Annotated in this window: 8 protein-coding genes; 3 read left to right on the forward strand and 5 right to left on the reverse strand. The window is 63.7% G+C overall.

The genetic code is table 11. The annotated features are described in order from the left end of the window. Positions 1-17 precede the first annotated feature (17 nt). The 3 genes from CXY91_RS29750 to CXY91_RS29760 are packed head-to-tail and all read right to left on the reverse strand — an operon-like array spanning position 18 to position 1,485. Entirely contained in the window at positions 18-305 is a 288-nt protein-coding gene (locus CXY91_RS29750) for a hypothetical protein (RefSeq protein ID WP_100965547.1), read from the reverse strand. Further along, positions 302-1,240 (reverse strand): ParB/RepB/Spo0J family partition protein, encoded by a 939-nt coding sequence (locus tag CXY91_RS29755; RefSeq protein WP_100965548.1) that lies wholly within the window; start codon positions 1,238-1,240, stop codon positions 302-304. Before CXY91_RS29755 ends, CXY91_RS29750 begins: the two co-directional genes overlap by 4 nt. After that, complete coding sequence (locus CXY91_RS29760; protein WP_100965549.1) at positions 1,240-1,485, reverse strand: helix-turn-helix domain-containing protein; 246 nt, start codon at positions 1,483-1,485, stop codon at positions 1,240-1,242. The genes CXY91_RS29755 and CXY91_RS29760 overlap by 1 nt, the downstream gene beginning before the upstream one ends. A 130-nt stretch (positions 1,486-1,615) precedes the next feature. Here CXY91_RS29760 and CXY91_RS29765 point away from each other — a divergent pair, with 130 nt between their 5' ends. From CXY91_RS29765 to CXY91_RS29775, 3 genes are read left to right on the forward strand one after another with little or no spacing between them, the layout of a single operon-like run. Further along, positions 1,616-2,290 (forward strand): S24 family peptidase, encoded by a 675-nt coding sequence (locus tag CXY91_RS29765; RefSeq protein WP_100965550.1) that lies wholly within the window; start codon positions 1,616-1,618, stop codon positions 2,288-2,290. An 8-nt stretch (positions 2,291-2,298) separates the two neighbouring features. Continuing rightward, positions 2,299-2,676: a hypothetical protein gene (locus CXY91_RS29770; protein WP_100965551.1), complete on the forward strand. Its 378-nt coding sequence runs from the start codon at positions 2,299-2,301 to the stop codon at positions 2,674-2,676. Positions 2,677-2,684: 8 nt separating this feature from the next. Next, the gene (locus tag CXY91_RS29775; RefSeq protein ID WP_100965552.1) at positions 2,685-3,008 is read left to right on the forward strand and encodes a signal recognition particle; all 324 of its coding nucleotides are present in this window, start codon (positions 2,685-2,687) and stop codon (positions 3,006-3,008) included. Between the two features lie 36 nt (positions 3,009-3,044). On the opposite strand, the gene CXY91_RS29780 is transcribed toward CXY91_RS29775, so the two are convergent. Continuing rightward, positions 3,045-3,380 (reverse strand): hypothetical protein, encoded by a 336-nt coding sequence (locus CXY91_RS29780; protein WP_100965553.1) that lies wholly within the window; start codon positions 3,378-3,380, stop codon positions 3,045-3,047. 42 nt (positions 3,381-3,422) lie between these two features. Continuing rightward, positions 3,423-3,623: hypothetical protein (locus CXY91_RS30475; protein ID WP_210202614.1), on the reverse strand; the 201-nt coding region annotated here is incomplete at its 5' end.

A 3,623-nucleotide genomic window follows, 5' to 3' on the forward strand; every position in this document is an offset into this window, starting at 1 on the left:
CGAGGTCAGCCAGAGTTTCATGCTGCGGGCACCGACAGGCGCGGGACAAGCCGCCAGGCGGCTGGCTGTCTCGGATCGCCAAATGCGCGCGACACTTGGATCACGTCAGCGTTGGCGGCCTCGTAGTGGCGACGGATGTAACGATGCACCGCCGCCTCGCCCTTGGGGGCGCATCTGCCGGCGGTATCGAAGCCGCGGGGCGCGACTTCGATAATATCCAGGACGACGCTGCCTCCGGTTTCGAGATCCCGGCGCAGGTAGACGGCCCGAAAGAGCGGCAGGGGTCTGAGATTGCCCCCGCTCATGCCGCACCGCCCTTCTTGGCCTTGGCGGACTTGGGCGCCTGGGCGGCGTCGAGCGCCGCGATCTTGGCGTCGATCATCACCTTCGCACCGCGGAGCTGGCTGGGCGTGAAGCGCGCTAGCAGGGCCTCCAGCTTGACGAGCGGTCGATCCTCTTCGCGCACGGCTCCGCCTGGCGGCAGCATGCCGGCCGTGACCTTGGCCTTGGTGAGATTAGAGGCGCGGCCCTCGGCGATCTCGCGGGCGACCTTGAGCTGATCGGCCGGATCAAGCGCAGCGAGCGCCTGCAGCTGGGCCTGGTTATCGGCAAGCTTGGTGCCGCGGATCAGCGCGACGGCCTCAGCGGACAGGCCGGCGGCGAGCTCGCGGGTACGGCGGATCGAGCGCTCTGCCAAGCCGGTCCGGCGGGCGGCCTCCTTCGAGAAGCTCGACCAATTGGCCAAGTTGGCCAATTGATTTTTCTCGCGCCATTTCTTCGACTTGCGGTCGCCGCCGTGGCGGGCGTCGGCGTGCTCCGCGGCGAACATGTCGGCGAGCCGGCCGACGAAGATCGTTCGGTCGAGCGCGGTGAGCTCGTTCCGGATCAGGTTGGCGTGAATCTCGTGCTTCTCGCGCTCTTCCGGCGTCAGCGTCCGGATGCGAGCCGGGATTGTGTCGCGGCCCAGCAGCTTGAAGGCCTCGAGCCGGTGCTCGCCGTCGACGAGGAGGTAGCGATTGCCGCCACCGGGCGTGCTCGCTACCGCGATAGGCTGATGCAGATAGCTCTCAGCGACTGAGGCAGCGATCATCTCGACATGGGCACGGTCGACCAGACGAAGCCGATCGACGACGTCGATCGAGGCAGTCTCGATCTCGATTTCGTGGGCAGGCGCTGAGGGGGGGGACGCGAGGTCGAGCACGTCGCGGCTCGTGTCGAAGTAGGCAGAGGCGTCGCGCATCAGGCCGCCCTCTCGCGCGAGAGCAGACCGCGGCGCGTGCCCTTCTTGTTGTAGAGATCGGGCCAGATATCGTGCGGCTTCTTGCCCAGCGCCTCAGAAATGAGGTTCGCGACCTTGGGATATGGCTGTTCGAGTGCGCCATAGATGGTGAAGCGGCTGATTTCCGCCCTCTCGGCGATCGCCGCGACGGTGGTGCCGCTCTCGCGCAAGGCGAACAGGATCTGCTGTTTGGTCCAGTTGGGCATGGGGCTCCGTCTCGTCACGTCACCTTTGGTGTGTTAACCACACTTGTGGGCGGCACTTGTGGCGAGATCATCAGATGTGCGAGGCGCTGTCAACGCAAATCTGACGATGCGGTGTGGATAGGGATCAAACTTGCTGATCGACCCAGCAAAAGTGGCGGAGCGCCTGTCGGACGCGATCAACCGGGCCGGCGGGCGCGGAAGGGTCGCGGCCCTAACGGAAATCCCGCAATCTTCGATCGACAGGTATTGCCGAAACCAGTCGGAAATCCCTGCCATTCGCCTCGGCGAGATCGCTCGGGCCTGCGATGTGACGACGGATCACCTCATTTATGGCGATCCGATCCCGTTAAATCTGGTGAGAACCGAGCTCATCACCGAGGCGCTCAACGACAACGTCGTGATGATTCCGATGCTGGACGTGATCGCCTCAGCTGGGCCGGGCATCGAGAATGCCAGGCCCTATGAGATCGGGAAGCTGCCTTTCCCGCGCGCCTGGCTGAACGAGCTGGGCCTGCCGGAGAAGTTCGCGCGGTTCGCCGACAGCCGGGGCGACAGCATGACGCCGACGATTCCCGATGGCGCGATCTGTTTGATCGACATCCGGATCGACCGGCCCCGCAAGGACGGGATCTATGTGCTGGTCGACGGGAACAACGTCCGCATCAAGCGGATCGCCATCGGTTGGCAGGGAGCGATACAGCTGCTGAGCGACAACGAACGGTATGCCCCGGAGCAGTTGGCAGCGCCGGATGCCGAGGCGCTGCGCGTCGCCGGCCGGGTCGTTTGGGCTGGTGGTGAAGTCTAAAGGGGGAGATGATGAAAAGAGCCATATTTGCCCTGGCCCTCGCGGTCACCAGTTCCAGCGCGATCGCCCAGGAACGGCACCCGCTGCTCGAGAAGGCGATCGAGCTCGGCGTGGCCAACAGTGTCGTTGTCGAAAAGTGCAAGGGTTGGTCGCTTAACCCCACTCTTATGGCCCAGATGCTCGTCGCCATCGGCCTGTCTGGCCTCACCGAGCAGTTCGAACGCATCGACCCGGCGGAGATCGTCGCTCGAGCCGAGCGCGCCAAGGCGGACGGGTGGACGCAAGAAACGACCGGTCCGCGTTGCGCAGCGATCCAGCAAACCACGATGCCGAATCCGGTCAAACCCGGTGAGACCATCCCTGTCTTCGTTCAGGTTTCCCAGTGAGGTGCTCCATGCTGATAAAGGCCGGCGTGCTCGTCGCGGCCGCGCTCGCTGCAAGTGTGGCAGCAGCGCAGGATATGAAGGCCATCGCTCTGGCCAATGAGCTTGGCTCCCTCCTCGCTTCCGAGGCGCTCTGCGAGCTCTCTTATGACCAGGCGGCGATCGCAGCGTTCGTCGAGAAGCGCGTCAAGCCTGACGACATGTCTTTCACTAATAATCTGAGGATGATGACGGGTGGGCAGGAGATCCAGCTGAAGAGTCTCACCGCTTCCGGCAAGACGGCCCACTGCACCCAGATCAAGCGCGTCGCCAAGAGCTACGGCTTCACCCGATAATGAAAGCGGCGGCCGCGATGGCCGCCGCCTCCCTGTTCAAGCCACCTTGAAGTCGCGCTCACCCAGATCAGGGCGCTCGAAATCGGCGTCGCAATCGTCCCGCAGGCCGTCGACATCGGCGGGCAATCTGCCATGCCTGGCGAGGATGATGGCGTCGTCCCAATCTCCAGTGTCCGGGCGGCCGGTGCGGTAGAAGGCGACGACGCCGGCGCGGATTGGCTTGTAGCGTTCGAAGAGACGGTTAGCGTGATCACGATCGGTGGCGGGCATCGGCTCGTCGGCCGAAATGCCGTTCCGGCCTGCGGCTCGATAGGTCTGCACGACGTAATAGGTCAGCCGCTCGACGGTATCCTGCTTCTTCCTGGAACTCATAACGCTCTCCTGGTCGCCCAGGTCTCTGCCGCCTGGGCTCCTTCAATCAAAGCGTGCAAATGAGAACAGAACAAGAACATTTTTGACAGTTTCTGTCAGCTGTGGAATGCATGGATAACGGTCGAGCGATGCACCGAGACGACGGGCACGATTGGTGCCCAGGTTCGTGATCGCCGGCCACTCCAGGGTTTTGATCGGGCTGCTCATCAAGCGATGGCTGACTATGTGACCGTTCACGACGCG

The sequence above is a fragment of the Allobosea sp. FBZP-16 genome, assembly GCF_002831785.1.
GTDB lineage: Bacteria > Pseudomonadota > Alphaproteobacteria > Rhizobiales > Beijerinckiaceae > Allobosea > Allobosea lupini.

Excerpts from the sequence above, each read along its gene's own strand:
- CXY91_RS29750 (WP_100965547.1), bottom strand. The coding sequence starts at position 305 with ATGAGCGGGGGCAATCTCAGACCCCTGCCGCTCTTTCGGGCCGTCTAC.
- CXY91_RS29755 (WP_100965548.1), bottom strand. The coding sequence starts at position 1,240 with ATGCGCGACGCCTCTGCCTACTTCGACACGAGCCGCGACGTGCTCGAC.
- CXY91_RS29760 (WP_100965549.1), bottom strand. The coding sequence starts at position 1,485 with ATGCCCAACTGGACCAAACAGCAGATCCTGTTCGCCTTGCGCGAGAGC.
- CXY91_RS29770 (WP_100965551.1), top strand. The coding sequence starts at position 2,299 with ATGATGAAAAGAGCCATATTTGCCCTGGCCCTCGCGGTCACCAGTTCC.
- CXY91_RS29775 (WP_100965552.1), top strand. The coding sequence starts at position 2,685 with ATGCTGATAAAGGCCGGCGTGCTCGTCGCGGCCGCGCTCGCTGCAAGT.
- CXY91_RS29780 (WP_100965553.1), bottom strand. The coding sequence starts at position 3,380 with ATGAGTTCCAGGAAGAAGCAGGATACCGTCGAGCGGCTGACCTATTAC.